The following is a 23,853-nucleotide window of genomic DNA, read 5'->3' on the forward strand; positions in this document are numbered from 1 at the left end:
TTTGTTGGAATTGAATCGATTTTTGGCATTGACTAACTTTGTGCCTAGCTTAACATTGATTATATTTGCATTCTTGAAAAAAAATAAACATGAAAATATCTTATAACTGGTTAAAACAATTCATAAAAATTGATTGGAAATCAGAAGAAACGGCTGCATTATTGACTGATTTAGGTCTGGAAGTAGAAGTAGTAGAGAAATACCAATCGGTAAAAGGCGGATTGGAAGGTATCGTTGTAGGTCACGTACTTACTTGTGTGCCTCATCCTGATGCTGATCGTTTGAAAGTGACCACTGTAGATTTGGGCGATGGCGTTCCTGTTCAAATTGTATGTGGAGCCAGTAATGTCGATGCAGGACAAAAAGTTCCAGTAGCAACTATTGGTACCGTTTTGTATGATAAAGAGGGGAATTCTTTTACCATTAAAAAAGGAAAAATCAGAGGACAGGAAAGTCACGGAATGATTTGTGCCGAAGATGAATTGGGTCTTGGTGAAAGTCACGACGGAATTATGGTTCTAGATAATTCAATTGCAGCGGGAACATTGGCTTCGGCAGTTTTTAAAATTGAAAATGACGAAGTTTTTGAGATAGGTTTGACACCAAATCGTGCCGATGCAATGAGTCATTTTGGGACTGCCCGTGACTTGAGAGCAGGTTTAATTCAAAAAGGTACTCATGTAGAATTAATTACTCCATCAGTAAGCAATTTTAGAGTTGATAAAAGAATCCTGAAAATTGATGTTGATGTAAAAGATACGCACCTTGCGCCAAGATATTGCGGGGTTACAATTTCTGGGATTACCGTGAAAGATTCTCCAGAATGGTTAAAAAACAGACTGAAAGCAATTGGAATCAATCCAAAAAATAATATAGTGGATGTAACCAATTATGTATTGCATGATTTGGGGCAGCCGCTACATGCTTTTGATGCTTCAAAAATCAACGGAAAAGTTATCGTGAAAACACTTCCGGCAGGGACCAAATTCACTACTTTGGATGATATTGAAAGAACGTTGCATGAAGAGGATTTAATGATTTGTGATGAAAAAGGGCCTATGTGTATTGCAGGTGTTTTTGGAGGAAAAAAATCAGGTGTGACGGAGACAACTACTTCTATTTTCCTTGAAAGTGCTTATTTTAACCCGGTAAGTATTCGAAAATCTGCAAAAAGACATCAATTAAATACTGATGCTTCTTTCCGATTTGAAAGAGGAATTGATCCAAGTATCACAGAATATGCTTTGAAAAGAGCCGCATTATTGATACAGGAAGTTTCTGGTGGTGAAATTACGGCAGATATCATTGATATTTACCCAAAGAAAATAGAAGGCTTCAGCGTCTTTTTGAATTTCAAAAATGTAGCGAGAATTATTGGTCAGGAATTGCCAAAAGATACTATTAAACAGATTTTGGCTTCATTGGAGATAAAAGTAAATAGTGTTTCAGACGCCGGTTTGGGATTGACCATTCCTCCCTATCGTGTTGATGTTCAAAGAGAAATTGATGTTATCGAAGAAATTTTAAGAGTGTATGGCTATAACAATATTGTATTCTCTAAAAAATTAAATGCTACCGTTTCTAATTCTCCAAGAAACGAGGATTATAAGGTGCAAAACATCATTGCTACACAATTGAATTCTCAAGGGTTTCATGAAATGATGGCTAATTCATTGACGACAGCTTCTTATGTTCAGCTTTCGGATGCGTTAAAAGAAGAATACAACGTAACGATGCTTAACCCATTGAGCAGTGATTTAGCAGCTATGCGTCAGTCGTTGTTGTTTTCTGGTTTGGAAGCGATATCTTATAATATAAATCGTAAAAATTCGGATTTAAAATTATTTGAGTTTGGTAAATCCTACCATAAATTTTTATCCGGTTATGAGGAAATCAAGCATTTGACTTTATTCCAAACAGGAAACAGAAATCAGGAAACTTGGACAAATGCACAAAAACCATCGGATTTCTTTTTGTTCAAAGGTTATGTTGAAGCAATATTGTCAAGGCTAGGAATTTCAAATTCAAAAAGTGTTCCGGTAAATACTGATGTCTTTTCAGAAGGAATTGCTTTCGGTATAGGAAATGAAACAATTGTTGAGTTTGGAGTGGTTAAAAAATCAATTTTAAAACATTTTGGAATTAAACAAGAAGTGTTCTTCGCTGATTTTAATTGGGCAACGATTTTGAAATTAATGTCAAATAAAATTAAATATACTGAAATTCCAAAATATCCAGAAGTTCGCAGGGATTTAGCTTTGATGGTAAATCAAAATGTGACTTACGATGCAATTTATTCTGTAGCTAGACAAACAGAAAAATTGTTGTTAAAAGACATTAATTTGTTTGATGTTTACGAAGGTAAAAATTTACCCGAAGGGAAAAAATCCTATGCGTTGAGTTTTACTATTCAGGATACTGCGAAAACTCTTGAAGATGTTCAAATTGATAAAATTATGAGCAAACTAATCAAGAATTTTGAAGCAGAGCTTGGAGCAAGTTTGAGGTAATTTCAAACCAAAATATTTTTTAATCCTAGTTCAGAAATGAATTGGGATTTTTTTTGCAAAACATCTTTGCGAAATGGGTCACAGATTACACGGATTGAACGGATTTCACACAGATTAAAAAAAAATCCGTGACAATCCGTGTAATCCGTGGCCTATTTTTTATAAATTTTTAATCACAAATTCACTTCTTCTGTTCAATTCGTGTTGTTCTTCATCGCAAGAATCTTCGGGAACACATTTTACAATTGGAACAGATTCCCCATAACCTTTGGCATAAATTCTGTTTTTAGGAATCCCTTGTTCTATAATGTAATTTCGAGTTGCATCAGCTCTTTTTTGAGAAAGGTCTTCATTGAATTTTGCGTTACCACGATTGTCTGTATGTGAACCAATTTCTACAACCATTTCAGGATATTTATTCATTAATTCAGCGACCCGATTCAATATTTTTTTTGATTCTTTTCGAATGTACCACATATTGTAATCAAAATAAATAGGATCGGTTTTGATGATTAAACGGTCTTTGTCTTTTACCACATCTTTTTCGGTGGCTACAATCGCTTCTGTTTTTTCTTTTTTCTTAGCTGCCGCTATTTCTTTTGTCTTTTTATCGGCTTCTAATTTTTCTTTTTTTAATTGTTCAGCAGTAGCTAAGTTTGCCAATCTTTTTTCCTCAAGAGCAATAGCATCTTCTTTTTTCTTTTGTTTGAGAGCGTTGGCTTCAGCAGTTTTCTTTTCTTGAAGTGCTATCGCATCTGCTTTCTTTTTTTGTTGAATTGACACTAATTCAGCCGCTTTCAATTGCTGTGCTTTGAGTAAATCGTCTGCCTTTTTTTTCTCAAATGCAATTTGCTCTTCTTTTTTGATAATTTCCAAAGATCGAATATCCATAGAACCATCGTTTGATTTTTTTCTTTCAGCCGAAGAATGGAACGATTTTGAATTTTCGGTATAATTTTCTTTGGTTGCTACTATTGAGTAATTTGATTCACATTCAATTGTAAAATTAAATTTTCCATCGGCATCAGTTATTCCTTTTTCAAGCTCTTGATTGGAACTGTTTTTTAAAACTACCGTAGCATTTTTCAGCGCAAGATGCGAATCAGTGTCGGTGATGATTCCTGCGATATATTGTTTGCAGTCTTCTATAATAAGTTCTTTGGTTTCTTTTAAAGAATAAATATCATCTTTTCCTTTTCCTCCCGGTCTATCCGACGAAAAATATCCTTCTTTGGTATCAGAATTGATGGTAAAGGCAAAATCATCATAACCTGAATTCAACGGAAGTCCAACATTTGAAGCTTTAGAATACGAATTGTTTTGAATATCAGAAACAAAAACATCCAAAGCTCCGTAACTTTCACGACCATTTGAAGAAAAATATAATTTATTGTCTTTCGAAACAAATGGAAATTGTTCTCTTTTGGAAGTATTAATGTTCTCTCCCAAATTAATTGGAGTTCCGTACGTTGTTCCTTCTATAGAAACTTTATAAATATCAAAAGAACCCAATGTTCCCGGCATGTCTGATGCAAAATAAAGTGTTTTTTCATCTGGACTCAAAGCAGGATGCTCAACAGAATAATTAGGACTATTAAAAGGTAACGCCGTAATATTCGTCCATTTATCTTTTACAAATTCAGCTCTGAAAATTTGAATGTTTGAAATTTTGTCAGCATTTTTCGCTCTACTTCCATTGTTAGAATTGTTTCGGGTAAAATACATGAATTTCCCATCTTTAGTAAAAATAGCATTTGATTCGTGCATTGGTGATTTTAAATCTTTTGAAAAATAAGTAATCGAAGAATCACTAACATTTATATTTTTTAATGGAATACTGACCAAATTGAGATATAATTCATTATTCCATTTGTAGGTTTTGTCGAATAAATTAGGTTTCTTTTTGACTGCTGCAAAAACCAATTTATCACCAAATACAACCGCTCCAAACTCCGAATTCTCGGTATTTAATGGCAAATTTTGAATAGTATATCTGTTGCCAATAGCACTAACATTTTTTAAGGTTTTGATATCACTTTCCAACTTTTCGATTGCTCTACTATTATTTGAAGCCGAATAAAACTTTCGCATAACATCATTGGCTTCGTTGTATTTTCCTTTGGCTTTCAATGTTTGGGTGTATCGAAAATAAACATCTTCGGAAAGGTTTTTGTTATTGCTATGAACCAAAATTGCATATTGTTTTTGAGCATTATCGAAATCATTTGTAAAGAAATAACAATCTCCTAAGTTTTGAATCACTTCCTGTGTTTGGATTTTGTTACTGATTTTTTCGTACAAAGGAATGGCTTCGCTATAATATGTTTTATTAAAAAAACGGTTAGCTCTTTCCAAATCTTGCTGTTGCGCTTGTATGAATTGGATTGAAAATACGATGAGGAGTATATATATATGTTTCATATTTTATTCTTTTTTAGAAAAATCTGGGTGATTTATCGTATCCTTTGCCTAATAAATCCAAGTTATACAGCAGGACAATTTCATGTGAACCAGAACTGAATTGACTCAGATTGGAAGTGATATAATCATAAGAATAGCCTATTCTCAAACTTGGAGTAACATTCACATTCATCAATAAACTTACAGAATCATCAAAACGGTAGGCAGCTCCAAATTCGAATTTTTCATTATACAATACATTAGCCGTTAAATCGACAGAAACTGGTGCTCCTTTTACAAATATTGCCATTGCAGCCGGTTTGAATTTAAAAGCTTGGTTGATGTCAAAAACATATCCTCCTGTCAAATAAGTATGGATTTCCTGCGGTCCAAAGGAATTTGAAGTTGATCTTGATTTGATATGTTCAGACGAAAGCAGGTTTGGAGCTGAAACACCTATATAATAATTATCTCCAAAATAGTAAGCTCCTACTCCAATATTGGGCACTGTTTCGTTTATGTTTTCTGCAAATGCTTTATCTGTAGAAATATCACCACTATTCAATTGAAAACCATTAAAATTGGTACTTATCGACGAAAATCCAGCTTTTAGCCCAAATGAAAGTTTTTGCTTTTCATTCAATTGAAGAACATAGGCAAAATCGGCATAGAAATTAGTTTCTTTTTTGGCTCCATTTCCAATATTGTCAGACACTAGCGATAAGCCTGTTTCTATTTTTTTGTTTATAGGTGTATGTGCAAATAAGGTCAGGGTTTTGGGTGCTCCCTCTATTCCTGCCCATTGGTAACGGTACAAACTTCCTAAATTAAGAATTGCAGGAGTTGCTGTCGTATATGCAGGATTTATTACACTCATATTATTCATATATTGTGTAAAATGTGGGTCTTGCTGTGCTGTTGCCTTTAGTGCGGAAAGGAATATAAACACAAGAAGTACTATTTTTTTCATCAGAATAAATTTATTGGTAAAAATGAATTATCGGTTTAAATAAAGTTGACCTTGTTTTGGAGGTAAATTATCTTTATTATAATTGATAATATAAAAGTAAACTCCTGTTGGGGCATCACCGCTAATGAAACTTGAATTGGAATTTTTACCATCCCAAGCTGGTTTGTTATTGTCTCCCTTGAACATCACATTTCCGTATCTGTTGAAAATTTCTAATGTATAATTTGGAAATGAAAATTCGATATCTGTGATTTGAAAAGTATCATTTACTCCATCTCCATTTGGCGAAAAGCCATCAGGGATTTTTAAGCCTTCAGGAGTTACTGAGCAATTGGTTAATGTAACGATTGTTGATAGCGGACTGGAATAACATTTAGTTGTTGTATCATAATCAAATCCATAATAAGTAACTCCTTCTTCGAGTAAATGTGTATTTGGAAGTGCTGTTCCATTTGACTGAGTATCAAACCAAGTTAAATTTGACGAAGCAGTTGTATTGTTTGACAAATTAAAAATGGTAGGCTTGTTTATTCCGCAGAATTGGTTTCCATTCGACTTTAAAACTGGTATTGGAACAGTGTTTATCTGAACACTAATGGTGGTTGCCAACGATTCGCAACCGGAGGCATTAGATTCTTTGACAAAATAATTTTTTGTTGTCAATGGTTTATTTGCAGGCAAAGGTGTTGTACTTGTCGCAGTATCATACCATTTGTATTGATTTCCGTTTGGAACTAAATTAGCGACAGTTGCCAAATCAGTTTCGCAAAATTTTTGATTACTAGCTGTTGGACTATTAGGTATGGCATTTACAGTAAAATTTTTAGAAAGAGAATTTATTACAGATGAACAGCCATTTCCGACATTCATTATATTGGTTAAAACCAAAGTATTGATTCCTGTATTCTGAAGGTTGGTTGCTGGAATTGAAAAATTTGTATTTCCATTACTTACTACCAAAGGAATTGTTTGTGAAGCAATAGTATTTGCTCCAGATACTGCATAAGTCAAAGAAACATTTGTCAAAGTCCTTAATCCTGTAATAGTTACACTTGCAGCTTGTCCCAAACAAACGTTATTTACAGTAACAGCCATATTACTTGTATCAGGAATAGCGTTTACAGCAAAACTTTTTGATAATGTTGATGTGTTAGTGCAAAGGGTCAAATTGTTGGTTATGTTGGTTATGGTAATCGTTGTATTTCCTGAATTTGGAATTAAATTTGGAGCAATAGCAAAAGTTGCTTGACCTGCAGTAATATTCAAAGTTGCAGGAATTGCAGTCGCTATATTGTTTCCTGATAAATTATAAAGAATATTATAATTTCCATCGGTAAGATTGGAAGTGCCGGAGAAATTTACATTTGCTGAATATCCTTGGCAAATGGAAGCAATAGCCAATGTTGCATTGTTAATTTGTGGAGTTGAATTGATAATGACAGTAATTGTTTTCAAAGGCGATTCACATCCTGTTGTTGTATTTACTTCTTTGACAAAATAATTTCCAGAAATTAATGGAGTTGTATTACTCAGAGGAACTGTACTTGTTGCAGAATCAAACCACTGGTATTGACTTCCTTGCGGAATTAAATTAGAAACTTTTGCATTGTCTGAAGTACAAAACTTTTGATCATTAGCAACAGGAATACTAGGGATAGGGTTTACAGTAAAATCAGTCTTGTTATTAATTGCCGATGAACATCCTGTTATTGTATTAGCCAAGTTAGTTATCGTAAAAGAAGTTAGTCCAACATTTTGCAGATTATTTATTGGAATTATGAAATTAGCCTCTCCACCCGTTACTGTCAAAAGAATAGTTTGTAAACCTGAAACATTTGCGCCAGAAAGTATATAATCAATCGAAATTGACGTTAAAGTTCCCAAACCAGAAAGTTTTACGTTTGCAGTTTGTCCTTGGCAAATATTTTTGATTGTTGCTGTAAGATTGGTAGCATCCGGTAGCGGATTTATTGTAAAGGATTTGCTAAGTGCAGCTGTATTGGTACAACCAGTGATTGCATTCGTAATTTTGGTAATTGTTACAGTGCTTGTACCAGCATTTGGAATCAAATTCTTTGGAATTGTAAAAGTGCCTAATCCACTGCTGATATTAAGTACTGCATTTATAGCGGTGGCAGTATTCCCTCCGCTTATATTATAAATGATATTATAACTTCCATCAGTAAGATTTGATGTCCCTGAAAAATCTACTTGTGCGTCAAAAGTTTGACAAATCGGAGCTATAGTAAGTGTGGCGCTATTGATTTTAGGAATTGGATATATATGCAATACGTCTTCTATTGTACCAATAATATTATTGCAAAGTCCTAGACTGTTTACATCTTTTATGTTTATGATACTAATGGTGTAATCTTGAACTTGCTGAAAATTTACTGAAGGAATTGGGAAGTTCAACACACCTCCTGAAAAAAACTGTGTAGTTTTTATTGGTGCAGCAATTCCAGATATACTATAAGTAACTTCATAAGAGCCATTTGGAATGGTTTGAGTACCTTGTGTTAAGATAGCATTGTAAGTGGCGGTTGGAATTTCATTCTCACATTTATCAGAGTTTACAGTTAATGTCGCCCCTGTGAAATCAAGTTGTTTTTCAATAGTGATACTAACAGTTGATGAAAGATCTTTACAAACAGTATTATTTGATTTTACGGTATAAGTAAAAGCATATATTCCAGGACCTCTAGTATTGTATATATTTTGAATGTTGATAAAAGAATCTGTATCATTATTTATTTCAGAAGTTCCAAATTCAGTCCAGATTCCATCAGCGTCTTCATCTGCCAATTGGCTATTTAAATCAAGATTTGTGTAAGAAGCTAATTGATTGGAACACAATTGTAAATTAGTTGGAATCCCAGGTTTTGGAGAACGGTAAATCGACACATAGATTGTTGAAGGAGGCGGTGCAACACATGACCCTATTGCGGGTATTGTATACGTATAAGAATAAGTGTCATCTGGAATGGCAACCGAAGCATTCAAAACGCCTGTTGTAGGGCTCAATCCTCCCGACCCATCATTGTCTGTCCATGTTCCACTAATTTGTGGATCTGGAAAATTACCATTAAAAACCTGAAATAAATTATAGCTTGTTTCAGAACTACAAATAGAGGAATTGGGCGCGGGAACCCCAGTATATCCACCTATTGTTACAGTCACGGTGGCGGTATTGTCAACACAGCCAGAAACATTGGTAACTGTATAGGTATAATGATAGATGCCGCTTTTTAAAATTTGTTGAGCATTTAAAACTCCTGTAATCTTGTTTAATCCGCCAGATTTGTCATCATCTCTCCAAGTTCCGCCTAGAGTTGGATTTCCTCCCAATTGTGAGAACAAATCAATTGTTTTACTAGACGTATTTGCGATATCACAAACGGTAAGCATTACGTTATCATTTCCAGCACATTGGGCAAGAACACTTTTTGGACAAAAAAAGAGAATGAATAGGGCAAAAAAGGGAACGGGTAAGTGTAGTTTTTTAACCATAAATTATATTATTTATTCAAAAATAGACATTTTCATACAAAATAAAGTCTTTTTGATTTTAATTTAATTCGGTGTTAAAAGTAGTAGTCGAGATTTAATTTTATAGAAAACAGATATGTTGAGTTATGGCTAATTAGTATATAAAAAAAATCCCGACTATGTCGGGATTCTCTATATTCAAAAAATCTAAGAATTATTTTTTCTCTGATTTTTCCATTTTAGCTTTCAATGCAGCTAATACATCATTGTTATCTCCAAGAGTTGCAGCTGGTGCATTTGTTGTAGAGTTAGATGAAGTATTTTCAGTTGCAGCTTTCACATTTTTCTCTTCTTCTTCACGGAAGATAGCAGTGTGAGAAGCAACTACTCTTTTGAATTCTTTATTGAACTCGATTACTTTGAAATCAGCAGTATCACCTTTTTTCAATTTTTTTCCGTCTTCTTTTTCAAGGTGACGAGTTGGAATGAAAGCAACGATATCATCTCCGAATTCTACAGTAGCTCCTTTGTCAACGATTTCAGAAATTTCACCATTGTGGATAGTTCCTACAGCAAAAGAATCTTCGTATTGATCCCAAGGATTAGCAGTAGTTTGTTTGTGACCTAAAGATAATTTACGTCCATCAACATCTAATTCTAATACAACTACATCAAGTTTTTCACCAACATTTACAAATTCAGATGGGTGTTTGATTTTCTTAGTCCAAGAAAGGTCAGAGATGTAAATTAATCCATCGATTCCTTCTTCTAATTCTACGAAAATTCCAAAGTTTGTAAAGTTTCTAACGATACCTGTATGTTTAGAACCTACTGGGTATTTAGAAGTGATATCAGTCCAAGGATCTTGAGTCAATTGTTTGATACCCAAAGACATCTTACGATCATCTCTGTCAAGAGTCAATACAACAGCTTCAACAACATCCCCTACTTTTACGAAATCTTGAGCAGAACGTAAGTGTGTAGACCAAGACATTTCAGAAACGTGGATTAAACCTTCAACACCTTCAGCAACTTCGATAAATGCACCGTAATCAGCGATTACAACTACTTTACCAGAAACTTTGTCACCAATTTTCAAATCAGCGTTCAAAGCATCCCAAGGGTGAGCGTTCAATTGTTTCAATCCTAATTGAATTCTTGTTTTCTCATCATCGAAATCAAGGATTACAACGTTCAATTTTTGGTCTAATTCAAGAACTTCACTTGGGTGGTTGATTCTTGACCAAGAAAGGTCAGTAATGTGGATTAATCCATCAACACCACCTAAGTCAATAAACACACCGTATGAAGTGATGTTTTTAACAACACCTTCCAATACTTGTCCTTTTTGTAATTGACCGATAATTTCTTTTTTCTGTACTTCGATATCAGCTTCAATAAGCGCTTTATGAGATACAACAACGTTTTTGAATTCGTGGTTGATTTTTACCACTTTGAATTCCATCATTTTGTTTACATATACATCGTAATCTCTAATTGGCTTAACATCAATTTGAGATCCTGGTAAGAATGCTTCAATTCCGAAAACATCAACGATCATACCACCTTTAGTTCTGCATTTTACAAAACCATTAACGATTTCACCTGTTTCGTTTGCAGCAATAACTCTATCCCATGATTTGATAGTACGTGCTTTTCTGTGTGATAATACTAGTTGACCAGTTTTGTCCTCACGGATGTCAATTAATACCTCTACTTTGTCACCTACTTTTAAATTTGGATTGTAACGGAATTCATTTAATGAAATAACACCTTCCGATTTTGCGTTGATATCAACGATAACGTCTCTATCTGTAATTCTCACAACTACTCCTTCTACTACTTCTTCTTGGTCAGTAGCGATAAAAGTTTTTGATACTAGTTCTTCGAATTCCAACAAGTTTTTCTCATCCACAGCATCGATACCTTCTTCGAAGTTATGCCAGTTGAAATTTGCTAAAAACTCTTCTTGTGATTTTAATTGTTCAGACATGCTGATAAAAAATTTGTATTCTGTTTTTTCTCGAGTTTCTCCATGCGAAAGAAAAATACAGAAGTTGTTTTACTTTAATTATTTGATACCTAAAGGAAACTCTTATCCGTCAAAAGGTGTGCAAAATTAATTCATTTTTCTGAAACTGCAAAACAAAATGCGAGTGATTATCAATCTATTATTGAAGGAGCACAGGATTTCGTTTTTTTCAGGAAGTGTAGTCCCGCTTTTCACTACAATCTTATAAGCCGAACCCCGGCTTATAAGGATTTTCGCTTCAATCGGGGTTAGGTTAGAAGTCTAGTATTTCATAAGAAGTAACAAACCCATAGTTTTTCCTCGCAATGACAAACTTTGCAAATAGCTTTTGGTTACAAGTTTATACATACTTGACGAAAATCTTAAATCCAAACTTATAAGATTAATGACAATAATATTGTTTTGATTTAGTTAAAAAACAACAAACCCGACAAATTCAATTTTCTGTCGGGTTTGTTTATATTAATGACTTAAGTTTTCCAAAGGAATCGGTTTATGCTCGTGTTTGAACAAAACAGCAAATGCTATCGCAATGATTAGCGAATAAGCTGCAAAAGCCAGCCAAATCATATGCCAGTCTTTCATCATAATAACATTTTGAAATAATCCATCTGCAGAAACAGCGTTTCCTTGACTTTTTACAAACTCAAGCATTTTTGGATTTGCGCTATCTGTATGTAAAAAAGAAGCTAACTCTGAAGTTGTGTTAAAAGATTTTGTAAAAAAGCGATCAATTGCCCAGCCAGAGGTAAAGCTTCCCAAAATTGCCCCAACTCCATTGGTCATCATCATAAATAAACCTTGTGCTGAAGAACGATTTTTGGCATCGGTATGAGTTTCCACAAACAATGACCCGGATATATTAAAGAAATCAAATGCCATTCCATAAACGATACAGGACAATATAATCATCCACAATCCTTGAACAGGATCTCCAAACGCAAATAGGCCAAAACGCAATACCCATGCTAGCATACTGATAAGCATTACTTGTTTAATTCCAAAACGTTTCAAGAAAAATGGAATAGCAAGAATGAATAAAGTCTCAGAAATTTGGGAAATAGACATAATAATAGTTGAATATTTCACCACAAATGAATCGGCGTATATTGGGAAATGTTTGAATTCATCTAAAAAGACATCGCCATAAGCGTTAGTCAATTGTAAAGCTCCTCCCAAAAACATCGAAAAAATAAAAAACAAAGCCATTTTGTAATCGGCAAATAACTTGAAAGAACCCAATCCCAATGTTTCCATCAGTGAGGCATCCTCTTTTAGTAATCGTTGCGGTTTGCATTTTGGCAAAGTAAATGAATACAATCCTAATGCAACGGCGGCGATTCCAGCAATATAAAATTGATAGGCAGTTGCTTTATTTCCGGTCAGATTGGTAATCCACATCGCGACAATAAAACCGATAGTTCCAAAAACACGAATAGGCGGAAAATCCTTAACGACATCTTTGTTGTTTGTTTTCAGTGCATTATAAGATATGGAATTACTCAAAGCAATAGTTGGCATGTAACAACACATCGCCAAAAGCATAATATATATAAAGGTGTCTGGTGTAGTAACTTTTGGAATATAAAATAAAACTGCTCCATAGGAAATATGAAGTATCCCATATAATTTTTCGGCATTAATCCACCTGTCAGCAATAATACCGGATATAGTTGGCATAAAAAGAGAAGCGATTCCCATTGTTCCAAAGACCAAACCAAATTGAGTACCTTCCCAGTTTTTGGTTCCAAACCAATAATTTGCAATTGTAATTAACCAAGCTCCCCAAACAAAAAATTGGAGAAAACTCATTAATATCAACCTGTTTTTAATTCCCATAAGACGATCTGTATTTTTTATTTGTAGAATTTTGTGGCGCGTAAATCTACCATTAAAATTGATATTTCCAAAAAATTATACAGCATTAATAACATCGTTTACCAACTCTAAAACGGCGTCAAATTGTTCTTTACGATCCAGATAAGAATTATCCACTTCAATTGCGTCGTCAGCCATTACAAGAGGAGAGTCAACTCTATGAGTATCAATATAGTCACGTTCAACCACATTCTTTAATACTTCTTCGTAGGAAACAGAATCACCTTTTGCCTTTAATTCATCGTAACGTCTTTGCGCACGGGTATCTGCCCCTGCGGTCATGAATATTTTGAGTTCGGCATTTGGAAAAACGACGGTTCCTATATCTCGGCCATCCATAACAATTCCTTTTTCCTTACCCATTTCCTGTTGTTGTTCTACTAATTTGGTGCGAACTTCAGAAATTGCGGCTACAGAACTTACAAAGTTGGAAACTTCCAAAGTACGAATTTCAGTTTCAACATTGATATCGTTCAGGTACATTTCGGCAAAACCCAATTCGGAATTGAATTTGAAATGTAATTTTATCGAAGGCAAGCTGCTTATTAATTTTTCTTTATCAAAAAAATCAGTTCCAATGTAATTGTTCTGCATTGCATACAATGCCACAGCTCGGTACATCGCACCAGTATCTACATATACATATCCCAAATGTTTGGCAAGTTGCTTCGCCAAAGTACTTTTCCCAGTGGATGAAAATCCGTCTATTGCTATGGTTATTTTTTTCATTATTTATTTTTAAGTATTTTTTAGTTCTTTACTCTTTATTCTTTACTCTTTCTTCTGTCATCAAAATCATTCCCCAAAATTAACAATCAATCCAAATAAACTGGTATTTCCTGCCAAAGTATATTTCGAATAAGAGTAATTAAATTTTAATTTATTCAGTTTGAGACCAAAACCAACGGCAAGTCCCGAGAAATTGCGTTGTTCTTCTATTCGTAGTTCTTCAGCTCTCCTAAAATTATACCCCAATCTAAGATTAAAAGCTTTTTTTGGAAAAAATTCAGCTCCAAAAATCATATGTCGCAAAGCATTATTGAAAAATGAGATTTTTTCTTCTTCAACAGTACCATCAATTGAAGTTTGTGAGCGAACAGGATTTGAAAAAGCCAGATTCCATTGTTGCAAGTTTTCGAGGGTAAAATGCCAGCGTATCGGAACGTGTTCCAATTCCTGTGAAACTCCGGCGATTATTTCAAATGGCAAACTTTCCCTATTGCCGTCATAAGTAGTAAATTGGGTTCCGATATTCTTCAAAGTCAGCGCCCAGTTTACATCATTTTTTTCATCGATATAAACCATTCCTAAATCTATGGCTGCACCAAAAGAATTATAAGTTTCCAGGGTAGATTCGATTAATTTGGCGTTGGCGCCCAAGTGAATGTCGGTATAAGGAATATTGTAAGCATAACCCAAAGAAAGCGCTATTTCGCTACCGGTAAATGATGAAGTTGGCAAACCATTTTCATCATAACCATCAAATTTTCCGTAATTAATATAATTTATTCCGGCCTGAAAGGTTTGTATGTGTTGGTCGTAAGTATAAGCGTATGATGCAGTACCATAAGTTACTTCCTGGTAATAATTGCCATAATTTAAGGATAAGTGGTTGTCCATTTCCTGATTGATGGCTGCGGGATTGAAAAGTGCCTGATTCACATCTTCATCATAAATAGTAATAACCTTCCCGCCCAAAGCCGCCTGTCTTGGCGAAGTAACAAGATTTAAAAACTCATAAGTATGCTTCCCTCCTATTTGTCCGTATGTCGCAAAACAAATTAAGGATAAAAAGTAAAATGAAAGTTTTTGGGACATACGATATTTGAAAAGGGAATGTCAAAAATTCACCCCGAAGTTATCGGCATCAAACATACAAAAATTAAAGAGAAAAGCCTTAAAAAACAAAGTCCAAATTCCGTCTTCCTGTTTACTTCAGGAGTGGATTTTGGACTTTTATTAGGAATGAAATATTCGGTAACCGATTTTATTTCAAGTCTTTTGCGTTTTTCACCTTGTCTTTTGTTATAGCCAAATTCAAAACTTCGCTCATCTCTTTTACATAATGAAATGTAAGTCCTTCTAAGTACTCCGCTTTGATTTCGTCAATATCGCTTTTGTTTTCATGACACAGGATTATTTCTTTAATATTGGCTCTTTTGGCGGCCAATATTTTTTCTTTAATACCACCAACAGGCAATACTTTTCCTCTCAAGGTTATTTCTCCTGTCATGGCTAGATTTTTCTTCACTCGTTTTTGAGTAAGTAAAGAAACCAATGACGTCAGCATAGCAATACCGGCACTTGGGCCATCTTTTGGAGTTGCTCCTTCCGGAACATGCAAGTGAATATTGTATTTGGTAAGTATTTCAGGATTTAATCCCAATAATTCGGCGTTGGCTTTGATGTATTCCAAAGCAATTGTTGCCGATTCTTTCATGACATTTCCTAAATTTCCGGTAATGGTCATTGAACCTTTTCCAGGAGAAAGTAATGATTCTATGAAAAGAATATCGCCACCAACACTTGTCCATGCCAAACCGGTAACAACACCGGCTACTTCATTATTCTCGTATTTATCTCTTTCCAATCTAGGAACTCCCAAGACTTTTATAATATCTTCGTCGGTAATTTTTTTATTGTACTCCTCCTCCATCGCAACTGATTTGGCAGCATTACGAACGATTTGCGCAATTTTATTTTCCAATCCACGAACACCAGATTCACGTGTATAACCTTCGACAATTTTTTCTAATTGTTTTTTACCAATACTCAAATGTTTGGCGGTTAACCCGTGCGCTGTCAATTGCTTAGGGAATAAATGTTTTCTGGCTATTTCTATCTTTTCTTCAGTTGTATACCCCGACATTTTTATAACTTCCATTCTATCCACCAAAGCAGGCTGAATAGCGGCCATATTGTTTGAAGTAGCAATGAACATCACTTTGGACAAATCATAACCCATTTCTAGGAAATTATCATAAAAAGCGTTGTTTTGCTCTGGATCCAAAACTTCCAATAATGCCGAAGACGGATCTCCGTTATGACTGGAGGATAATTTGTCAATTTCGTCCAAAACGAACACCGGGTTGGATGTTCCAGCTTTTTTCAAACTTTGGATAATTCGTCCAGGCATAGCACCGATATATGTTTTTCTGTGTCCACGAATTTCGGCTTCGTCACGCAATCCACCTAGAGAAATGCGAACATATTCTCTCCCCAATGCCTCGGCTACAGATCTACCAATAGATGTTTTACCAACTCCTGGAGGCCCTGCTAAACAGATAATTGGGGATTTCATATCATTTCTTAGTTTAAGCACGGCTAAATGCTCAATCATTCTTTTCTTGACATCTTCTAAACCAAAATGATCTTTGTCTAATACTTTTTGAGCGTGTTTTAAATCGAAATTATCTTTTGAAAATTCGTTCCAAGGCAATTCCAAAAATAATTCCAGGTAATTTCTTTGAATACCAAAATCAGGAGCTTGCGGATTCATTCTACGCATTTTCGATAATTCCTTATCGAAATGGTTTTGCGTTTTTTCATCCCATTTCTTTGTTTTGGCTTTCAGACTCATTTCGTCCATTTCTTCCTCCTGCGAAACGCCCCCCAATTCCTCTTGGATGGTTTTCATTTGCTGGTGCAAGAAATATTCTCTTTGCTGTTGGTCAAGGTCAAAACGAACTTTGGATTGAATATCATTTTTCAATTCCAGTTTTTGCAACTCGACATTCATATAGCGCAATGTTTCCAAAGCACGCTCTTTCAATCCGTTTATAGATAATAATTCTTGTTTTTCCTTAACCAACAAATTCATGTTAGAAGAAACAAAATTGATTAAAAATGATGGACTGCCAATATTTTTTATTGCAAATGTGGCTTCTGTTGGAATATTTGGGCTTTCGCTGATTATTTTAACAGCCAATTCTTTTACAGATTCAATTATGGCATTGAATTCAGAATCTTTTTTAGTTGGTCTTTTTTCAGGAACTTCTTTTATAGTTGCCTTAAGATAAGGTTGTTCTGATTTGATTTCGGATATTTCGAAACGTTTTTTTCCTTGCAGAATAACAGTTACGTTACCATCGGGCATTTTTAAAACGCGCAAAATACGGGCAACAGTACCAATTTTGTTGATATCATCAATAGTTGGATCTTCGTCTTCCTCATTGAGTTGTGCCACAACACCAATGATTTTACCGCCTGCATTGGCATCATTGATTAATTTTATGGATTTATCTCTTCCTGCCGAAATAGGAATAACTACACCCGGAAATAAAACTGTATTGCGTAAAGGCAGAATTGGCAAAGAATCTGGTAGTTCTTCATTATTCATTTCTTCCTCGTCTTCTGGAGTCAATAATGGAATTAATTCGGCTTCAGAATCAAATTCCTGAAGTGACAGATTGTCAATAGTTAGTGTTTTATGGTTTGACATAACGTTATTTAAGTCTTTTTGTCATTAATGTTACAAATCGGAGCGCAAATATAAGGTATCACAACAATATTTTACCCTAATATGCGTGCATAAATATTGAACTTTAAAATAAGGCAATCATTGTGCCAAAGAAAATTTTATATAATAATTTTTCTTAATAAATAATTATTGCTCTTTTTAGAATATTTAGTGTTATTACGTTCAGTTTTGTCATCCGAAGGAATCTCACGCTTGGTTAATTCCAAAGCTAGCGCGAGCGTCCCGCTCGTACCTGCATATAAAGGTTGGAAAAAAGTGTTTAATGGTTGTATAAATTGGAATGGGCGCGAGCGGGACGCTCGCGCTATCGAAAGAAATTATGAAAACGAAATTATTTTATTTAATAAAAATGATGTTGAGTCGCAGAATGCCGCGTGAAGGCAATGTCATTAAGTTAAGCGTTTTTTATGTCATTTCGACGAAGGAGAAATCACATAACGTGAGTCACTAGTGAGATTCCTCGTACCGCGGAATGACAAAACGATGGTTTTATATCCTTAACTTAATGACATTTCGCGTGAGGGATAGAAGTGGAGCTCTTTTTCCTTGATTTTTTTATCAAGAAAAAAAGCGGGAACGGATAGCCCGACCCTTGGGGCACGCCCAAATAAAAAATTTAATGGAAACAAATTTCTGTTTAAAATAAATTATTTTTATCAAAGTGTAACAAACCAAAAAATCTTCTGTCTTTGGTATAAATCATAATTATTTAATTGAGTCTGAACAGTCAAAATATCGAGGAATTAGTTTCGTTATGCAAAGCGAACAATCAGAAAGCACAATTCGAGATTTATAATCGCTATTGCAAGGCGATGTATAATGTGGCCTATCGAATTGTGAAAGACGAGCATTTTGCCGAAGATGTTATGCAGGAAGGTTTTTTGAAAGCCTTTACCAAAATACATGATTTTAAACAAGAAGTGGCTTTTGGCGCCTGGCTCAAACGGATAATTGTGAATTACAGTATTGATTTTTACAAAAAGAATAATCCATTTAAAACAGAAGATTTTGAAAAAACACTTTACAAATTAGAAGAAACAGATACTGACTGGGAAGAAAAATTAAATTTTAATGATTTAAAAGTTAAACAAGTTCTGGATGCGATTCAGTCCTTAAAATACAATTACAGCATGGTTTTGACACTATTTTATATAGAAGGTTATGACCAGGAAGAAATAAGTGAAATTCTTAAAATAAGCTACGCCAATTGCAGAACGACATTGAGCAGAGCCAAAGAAAGTTTAAGAAAAAAATTGAGTGAGTCATGAAAAATGAAAATGAAAAATTAGACCAATTATTTGAAAATTTTGAAAATCAATGGGATGTCCAAGAGTTGGATTCTCAACACTTTAATCGGTTTTCGGAAAAATTGAATCTGAAAAAGAGAAAAAGGAATTTTGGGCTTATTTATGCTATAGCCGCTTCTGTTGTTGTGCTGCTTGGAATTACTATGTTTTATCCGAAAGCGGATAATCGTCAGGAACTGAAATTTGCTTCGAAAGAAACCAAACAAACAGATTCTATTTTTACTGTTTTGATTGAACGTCAATTGGAACAAATTGAAGCAAAAAAATCACCTGAAAATGAAAAAATTATAAGTGATGCTTTGCAGCAAATGAAATCGCTTGATAGTGATTATGAAAAAATTAAGCATGAATTGGAAGTAAATGGTGAATGTAAACCTATTATTTATGCGATGATAAGCAACCTACAAACCCGAATTTCGTTTTTGCAAAGTGTTTTGCAAAATATTGAACAAACCGAAAAATTAAAAAAATTGAAAGATGAAAAAACAATTTAACATACTGCAATTATTCCTTTTGTTAATTCCTTTTTTGGGATTTTCGAATGATGGTTTTAATTATACCAAACAAAAAACAATAAGTAAAGCTTATGTTGTGAATAGCGATGCCGGGTTGAATATTGATAATTCTTATGGAAATATTTTTGTTGCCACATGGAATGAGGATAAAATAGAAATTGAAGTCCTTATTAAAGTAAGCGGTAATGATGAAAAATGGGTTAACCAAAAGTTGGATGGTATCAATGTTGATTTTACGGCTTTAAAGAGTTTGGTTACGGCCAAAACTGTTTTTGATAATATCAGCTCAAAAAACAATGGTAAAAACAATAATTTTGAAATTAATTATACTGTAAAAATTCCTAAAAACGGATCCGTAAAACTGAATAACAAGTACGGAAATATAGGAACTTCGGATTTGTTTGCTGCTACTGATATTAACTGCAGTTATGGAAAAATTAATTTGGGAAAACTGAACGGAAACAGTAATACAATACAAATTAGTTATTGTTCTAATTCGACGATGGAATTCATAAAAAGCGGTGCTGTTACATCAAAATATTCGGGTCTGAAAATGGATGAAGTAAACAAACTCGATTTGCTTTCTGACTATTCTGAAATTGAAATTGAACAAGGAAATGACCTAAAATATACCAGCAGATATGGTAGCGTGAAAATCAAAAAAGTAAATACCTTGGACGGTAACGGAAATTATTTGACCATTTATGTAGGCTCTTTATTTAATCAATTAAAAATGAGCGCCCGATACAGTAATATTTCAGTTGATGCAATTCAGTCCAAAGCTGGAAATGTTAGTATTGAAGCAGCTTATACCGGTGTGAATGTAGGTTTTAATCCTAATTATGCTTTTGATTTTGATGTTTCATTGCGATATGGAGATTTTAAGTCGGATAATGAAATGACTGTTAATTCTAGAGAAGAAACCAATACTTCTAAGAAAATAGGTGGTTTTTACAAGAAAAAAGGAGAAAACAAGGTTACTATTTCGGCAAGTTATGGTAACGTGAAATTGAATAAAAAAGAAAATCAATAACAATTGCAATTTCAATAATCAATGACAATGAGGAATTTAATAAAACATTAATTTAATTTAGAAAAAAAATGAAAAAATCAACTCTATTAATTTTTTTAAGCGTACTGTTTCTTTCAGTAACTGGAATTGCGCAAACCAAAATAAAAGGAAACGGAAAGGTAATTACCGAGAAAAGAACAACTGCGGGGTATGATGAAATAAGTGTTTCTGGTTTTTACGATGTGGTTTTGGTCTCTGGAACCGAAGGAGCAATAACAATTGAAGGTGAGGAAAATATTCTTCCTCATGTAAAAATAGAAGTCAGCGGTAATGTATTGAAAATTTATAATGATAAAGTAAGCTTCGATACCAAAAAAGATGTTACTGTGACTGTACCTATTGAGCAAATAAATGCTCTAAGTTTATCTGGATCTGGTGATATTACAACGAAAACTTCAATTGTTTCCCCTGTATTTAAGGCTAAATTATCTGGTTCTGGTGATTTGACGTTAGATGTTAAAAACACCGATTTTGAAATTAATTTGAGCGGTTCAGGAGATATTGTTTTAAAAGGAAGTTCGGATAATTTTACTTCAAAAGTATCAGGTTCTGGGGATATAGATGCAGTTAATTTATTAACTAAAAAAGCAAATGTAACCGTTTCTGGTTCTGGAGATATGAAATTGAATTGCAGTGAAAGCCTATATGCAAGAGTTTCGGGTTCAGGCGATATTGAATACAAAGGAAACCCTCAACAAAAAGACACAAAAGTGAGTGGCTCCGGTGATATTACAAAAATATAAATAGAGTAATTAGTGAATAGTCCTTAGTAATTAGAAAATTATAACACAAACTAAGGACTATTCACTATTCACCAATTTCCTTCTTCGGAACTCTTTTCAAAAGAAAGATTCCAATTATAAAAAATGCAGTCAGGAACACAATTGCCAATCTTGGGCTTCCGGTAATTTGGTCAATGGCACCATAAACACACATTCCAATTACAATTCCAATTTTTTCGGTTACATCATAAAAACTGAAAAAAGATGCTGTATCTTCCGTCTCAGGTAAAAGTTTGGAATATGTTGAACGAGACAAAGCCTGAATTCCTCCCATAACAAGTCCTACCAATGCAGCCATTATATAAAACTGATTAGGAGTTTTTATAAAAAAAGCAGCCGAACAAAGTATTGCCCAAAAACAATTGATGACAATAAGTGTCGGTATGTTTCCGAATTTGGCAGATGCTTTTGAAGTTAAAATAGCTCCACAAATAGCGATAATCTGAATTAATAAAATACAGATTATCAGTCCGGTTTGGCTTTGGCTCGGAGATTCCCAAGCGATTTCTTGAGAACCAAAATAGGTTGCAATGAGCATTACGGTTTGAACAGCCATACTGTAGACAAAAAAGCTAGCCAAATATCTTTTTAACGGTATGTTGCTTTCTAATAATCCCCATACTTTTTTCAATTCCTTAAAACCATTGAATACAACAGCTTTTGTCACTTTTCTAGCTTCATTTTTGTTTCCTTTTGGCAAAAAATAATAAGTATATTGACTGAATAACATCCACCAGATTCCTACCATTACAAAGGAATATTTCATGGCTTTCATTGCAGCTTCTCCTTTAGTACTTCCAGTTATTCCAAAAGTATCAGGCATCATTACCATAGCTAGATTTACAATTAGTAGAATCACACTTCCAATGTATCCAAGGGAATACCCTTTGGCACTTACGGCATCCTGTTGTTCGGTAAAAGCAATATCAGGTAAGTAAGAGTTATAAAAAACCAAACTTCCCCAAAAACCGATTAAACCAAAAAAGTAAAAAAACAATCCAACGTAGATATTTTCTAGGCTAAACCAATTGAGACCAATGCATGAAAGTGCTCCCATATAACAGAAAAATTTCATGAAGGATTTTTTATTTCCAACATAATCGGCAATTCCAGATAATAATGGCGAAAAAAAAGCAACCATTAGGAATGCCGCTGCAGTAACAAAGCTTATCAATGCCGAGTTTTTTAAATTCATTCCGAATACCTCAATATAATGATCTCTTCCAGAAAATAAAGCCTCATAAAATATTGGGAAAATGGCTGACGAAATAACCAACGGATATACCGAATTGGCCCAATCGTAAAATGCCCATGCGTTCAATAACTTTTTGCTTCCTTTTGCTAAATCTGCCATGTTAGTTTTTTATTTGCGAATTTATTTATTTTTTGATTGGAACAATAACAAATGACGTTTTTTCACAGATTAATTTTTTATTTTAAATTACTGAATCCATTCTTGAAATTAGATATTAAAAAAGCTACTCCTTTTGAGAATAGCTTGAAGAATTTTAAAATGTAATTTTTCTGAATCTGATAATTATTTAGTAGCATTGACCTTGGCAGCAATCTCTTTTGCTTCAGGTATTAATTTTTGCAAATTGGCTATACGAGTAGCATCAGAAGGGTGTGTGCTAAAGAATTCTGATTGTGCAGCTCCACCGGATTGTGCAGCCATCCTTTGCCAAAAAGCAATAGTCTCATCTGGATTAAATCCGGCAATAGTCATCAAAATTAGCCCCAATCTGTCGGCTTCGCTTTCATGGCTTCTGCTAAAAGGAAGCATTGCTCCTACTTCGGTTCCTAAACCATAATATTGTTGCCACATTTGCTGTTTTTCGGCACTTTGGCCTCCTGTAGCTACTGCAAGACCTACGGCACCAATTTGCTGTAGTTGTGCTGCACTCATCCTTTGTGCACCGTGATTTGCTATAGCGTGAGAAACTTCATGCCCCATAACTGTTGCTAATCCATTGTCGTCTTTGGTTATTGGTAAAATCCCCGAATACACAACGATTTTCCCTCCTGGCATACACCATGCATTTACATCTTTGCTATCGACCAAATTATATTCCCATTGATACCCTTTCAAATATTCTGGTTTTCCTTTGTAATTCGCGTACTTTTCTGCTGCAGCTTTAATTCTTAATCCAACACTTTCTACTCTTTTGGCATCTGGTGTTCCTGTAATGACTTTATTGTCTTTCAAAAAAGTACCGTACTCCTGAAAAGAAGTAGCAAATAAATTATCGTTGGATACAAAATTAAGTTCTTTTTTACCTGTGATGGGATTGGATGCACAAGAGTAAACTAAATATGTTATTGCTATTCCAATGAAAAAAAACTTTTTCATAATCTTTAGGTTTAATTGTTTGACATAAAATTACGATTTTTTCTGTTTATTATTCTAAAAAAGAGATT

At 34.2% G+C, this 23,853-nt stretch carries 15 protein-coding genes; 5 read left to right on the forward strand and 10 right to left on the reverse strand.

Translation table 11 applies throughout. From position 1 onward, the window contains the following. The first annotated feature begins 89 nt into the window (after positions 1-89). Positions 90-2,510, forward strand: a complete 2,421-nt coding sequence (gene pheT / locus EM308_RS12060; protein ID WP_035638962.1) for a phenylalanine--tRNA ligase subunit beta — start codon at positions 90-92, stop codon at positions 2,508-2,510. A gap of 159 nt (positions 2,511-2,669) precedes the next feature. On the opposite strand, the gene EM308_RS12065 is transcribed toward pheT, so the two are convergent. From EM308_RS12065 to lon, 8 genes are all read right to left on the reverse strand, one after another. After that, positions 2,670-4,931 carry an OmpA family protein gene (locus tag EM308_RS12065; protein ID WP_035638961.1) on the reverse strand — a complete coding sequence of 754 codons (2,262 nt, stop codon included), beginning with the start codon at positions 4,929-4,931 and terminating at the stop codon, positions 2,670-2,672. A gap of 13 nt (positions 4,932-4,944) precedes the next feature. Beyond that, on the reverse strand, positions 4,945-5,880 hold the full coding sequence (locus EM308_RS12070; RefSeq protein ID WP_035638959.1) for a PorP/SprF family type IX secretion system membrane protein: 936 nt from the start codon (positions 5,878-5,880) through the stop codon (positions 4,945-4,947). A gap of 27 nt (positions 5,881-5,907) precedes the next feature. Beyond that, positions 5,908-9,390, reverse strand: a complete 3,483-nt coding sequence (locus EM308_RS12075; protein ID WP_051877848.1) for a gliding motility-associated C-terminal domain-containing protein — start codon at positions 9,388-9,390, stop codon at positions 5,908-5,910. 193 nt (positions 9,391-9,583) lie between these two features. Then, positions 9,584-11,362: a 30S ribosomal protein S1 gene (gene rpsA / locus EM308_RS12080; RefSeq protein ID WP_035638957.1), complete on the reverse strand. Its 1,779-nt coding sequence runs from the start codon at positions 11,360-11,362 to the stop codon at positions 9,584-9,586. Between the two features lie 501 nt (positions 11,363-11,863). Then, entirely contained in the window at positions 11,864-13,240 is a 1,377-nt protein-coding gene (locus EM308_RS12085; protein ID WP_035638955.1) for a nucleoside permease, read from the reverse strand. A gap of 75 nt (positions 13,241-13,315) precedes the next feature. Continuing rightward, positions 13,316-14,008, reverse strand: a complete 693-nt coding sequence (gene cmk, locus EM308_RS12090) for a (d)CMP kinase (RefSeq protein ID WP_035638953.1) — start codon at positions 14,006-14,008, stop codon at positions 13,316-13,318. Positions 14,009-14,074: 66 nt separating this feature from the next. Then, complete coding sequence (gene porQ, locus EM308_RS12095; protein WP_035638951.1) at positions 14,075-15,097, reverse strand: type IX secretion system protein PorQ; 1,023 nt, start codon at positions 15,095-15,097, stop codon at positions 14,075-14,077. A gap of 169 nt (positions 15,098-15,266) precedes the next feature. Next, complete coding sequence (lon, locus tag EM308_RS12105; protein ID WP_035638949.1) at positions 15,267-17,720, reverse strand: endopeptidase La; 2,454 nt, start codon at positions 17,718-17,720, stop codon at positions 15,267-15,269. 752 nt (positions 17,721-18,472) lie between these two features. Between lon and EM308_RS12115 the strand changes: the two genes are divergently transcribed. The 4 genes from EM308_RS12115 (at position 18,473) to EM308_RS12130 (ending at position 21,396) form a co-directional block, all read left to right on the forward strand. Next, positions 18,473-19,027 (forward strand): RNA polymerase sigma factor, encoded by a 555-nt coding sequence (locus tag EM308_RS12115; protein ID WP_035638722.1) that lies wholly within the window; start codon positions 18,473-18,475, stop codon positions 19,025-19,027. Continuing rightward, entirely contained in the window at positions 19,024-19,560 is a 537-nt protein-coding gene (locus EM308_RS12120; protein WP_035638726.1) for a hypothetical protein, read from the forward strand. The genes EM308_RS12115 and EM308_RS12120 overlap by 4 nt, the downstream gene beginning before the upstream one ends. After that, the gene (locus EM308_RS12125; RefSeq protein WP_035638730.1) at positions 19,544-20,614 is read left to right on the forward strand and encodes a DUF4097 family beta strand repeat-containing protein; all 1,071 of its coding nucleotides are present in this window, start codon (positions 19,544-19,546) and stop codon (positions 20,612-20,614) included. Before EM308_RS12120 ends, EM308_RS12125 begins: the two co-directional genes overlap by 17 nt. A gap of 68 nt (positions 20,615-20,682) precedes the next feature. After that, complete coding sequence (locus EM308_RS12130; RefSeq protein WP_035638732.1) at positions 20,683-21,396, forward strand: head GIN domain-containing protein; 714 nt, start codon at positions 20,683-20,685, stop codon at positions 21,394-21,396. A 64-nt stretch (positions 21,397-21,460) separates the two neighbouring features. On the opposite strand, the gene EM308_RS12135 is transcribed toward EM308_RS12130, so the two are convergent. Both EM308_RS12135 and EM308_RS12140 read right to left on the reverse strand, forming a co-directional pair. Beyond that, positions 21,461-22,789 carry an MFS transporter gene (locus EM308_RS12135; RefSeq protein WP_035638735.1) on the reverse strand — a complete coding sequence of 443 codons (1,329 nt, stop codon included), beginning with the start codon at positions 22,787-22,789 and terminating at the stop codon, positions 21,461-21,463. Positions 22,790-22,972: 183 nt separating this feature from the next. Further along, entirely contained in the window at positions 22,973-23,785 is an 813-nt protein-coding gene (locus EM308_RS12140) for a M48 family metallopeptidase (protein WP_035638738.1), read from the reverse strand. Positions 23,786-23,853 lie beyond the last annotated feature (68 nt).

It is taken from the genome of Flavobacterium gilvum (assembly GCF_001761465.1).
In the GTDB taxonomy this organism is placed as follows: domain Bacteria; phylum Bacteroidota; class Bacteroidia; order Flavobacteriales; family Flavobacteriaceae; genus Flavobacterium; species Flavobacterium gilvum.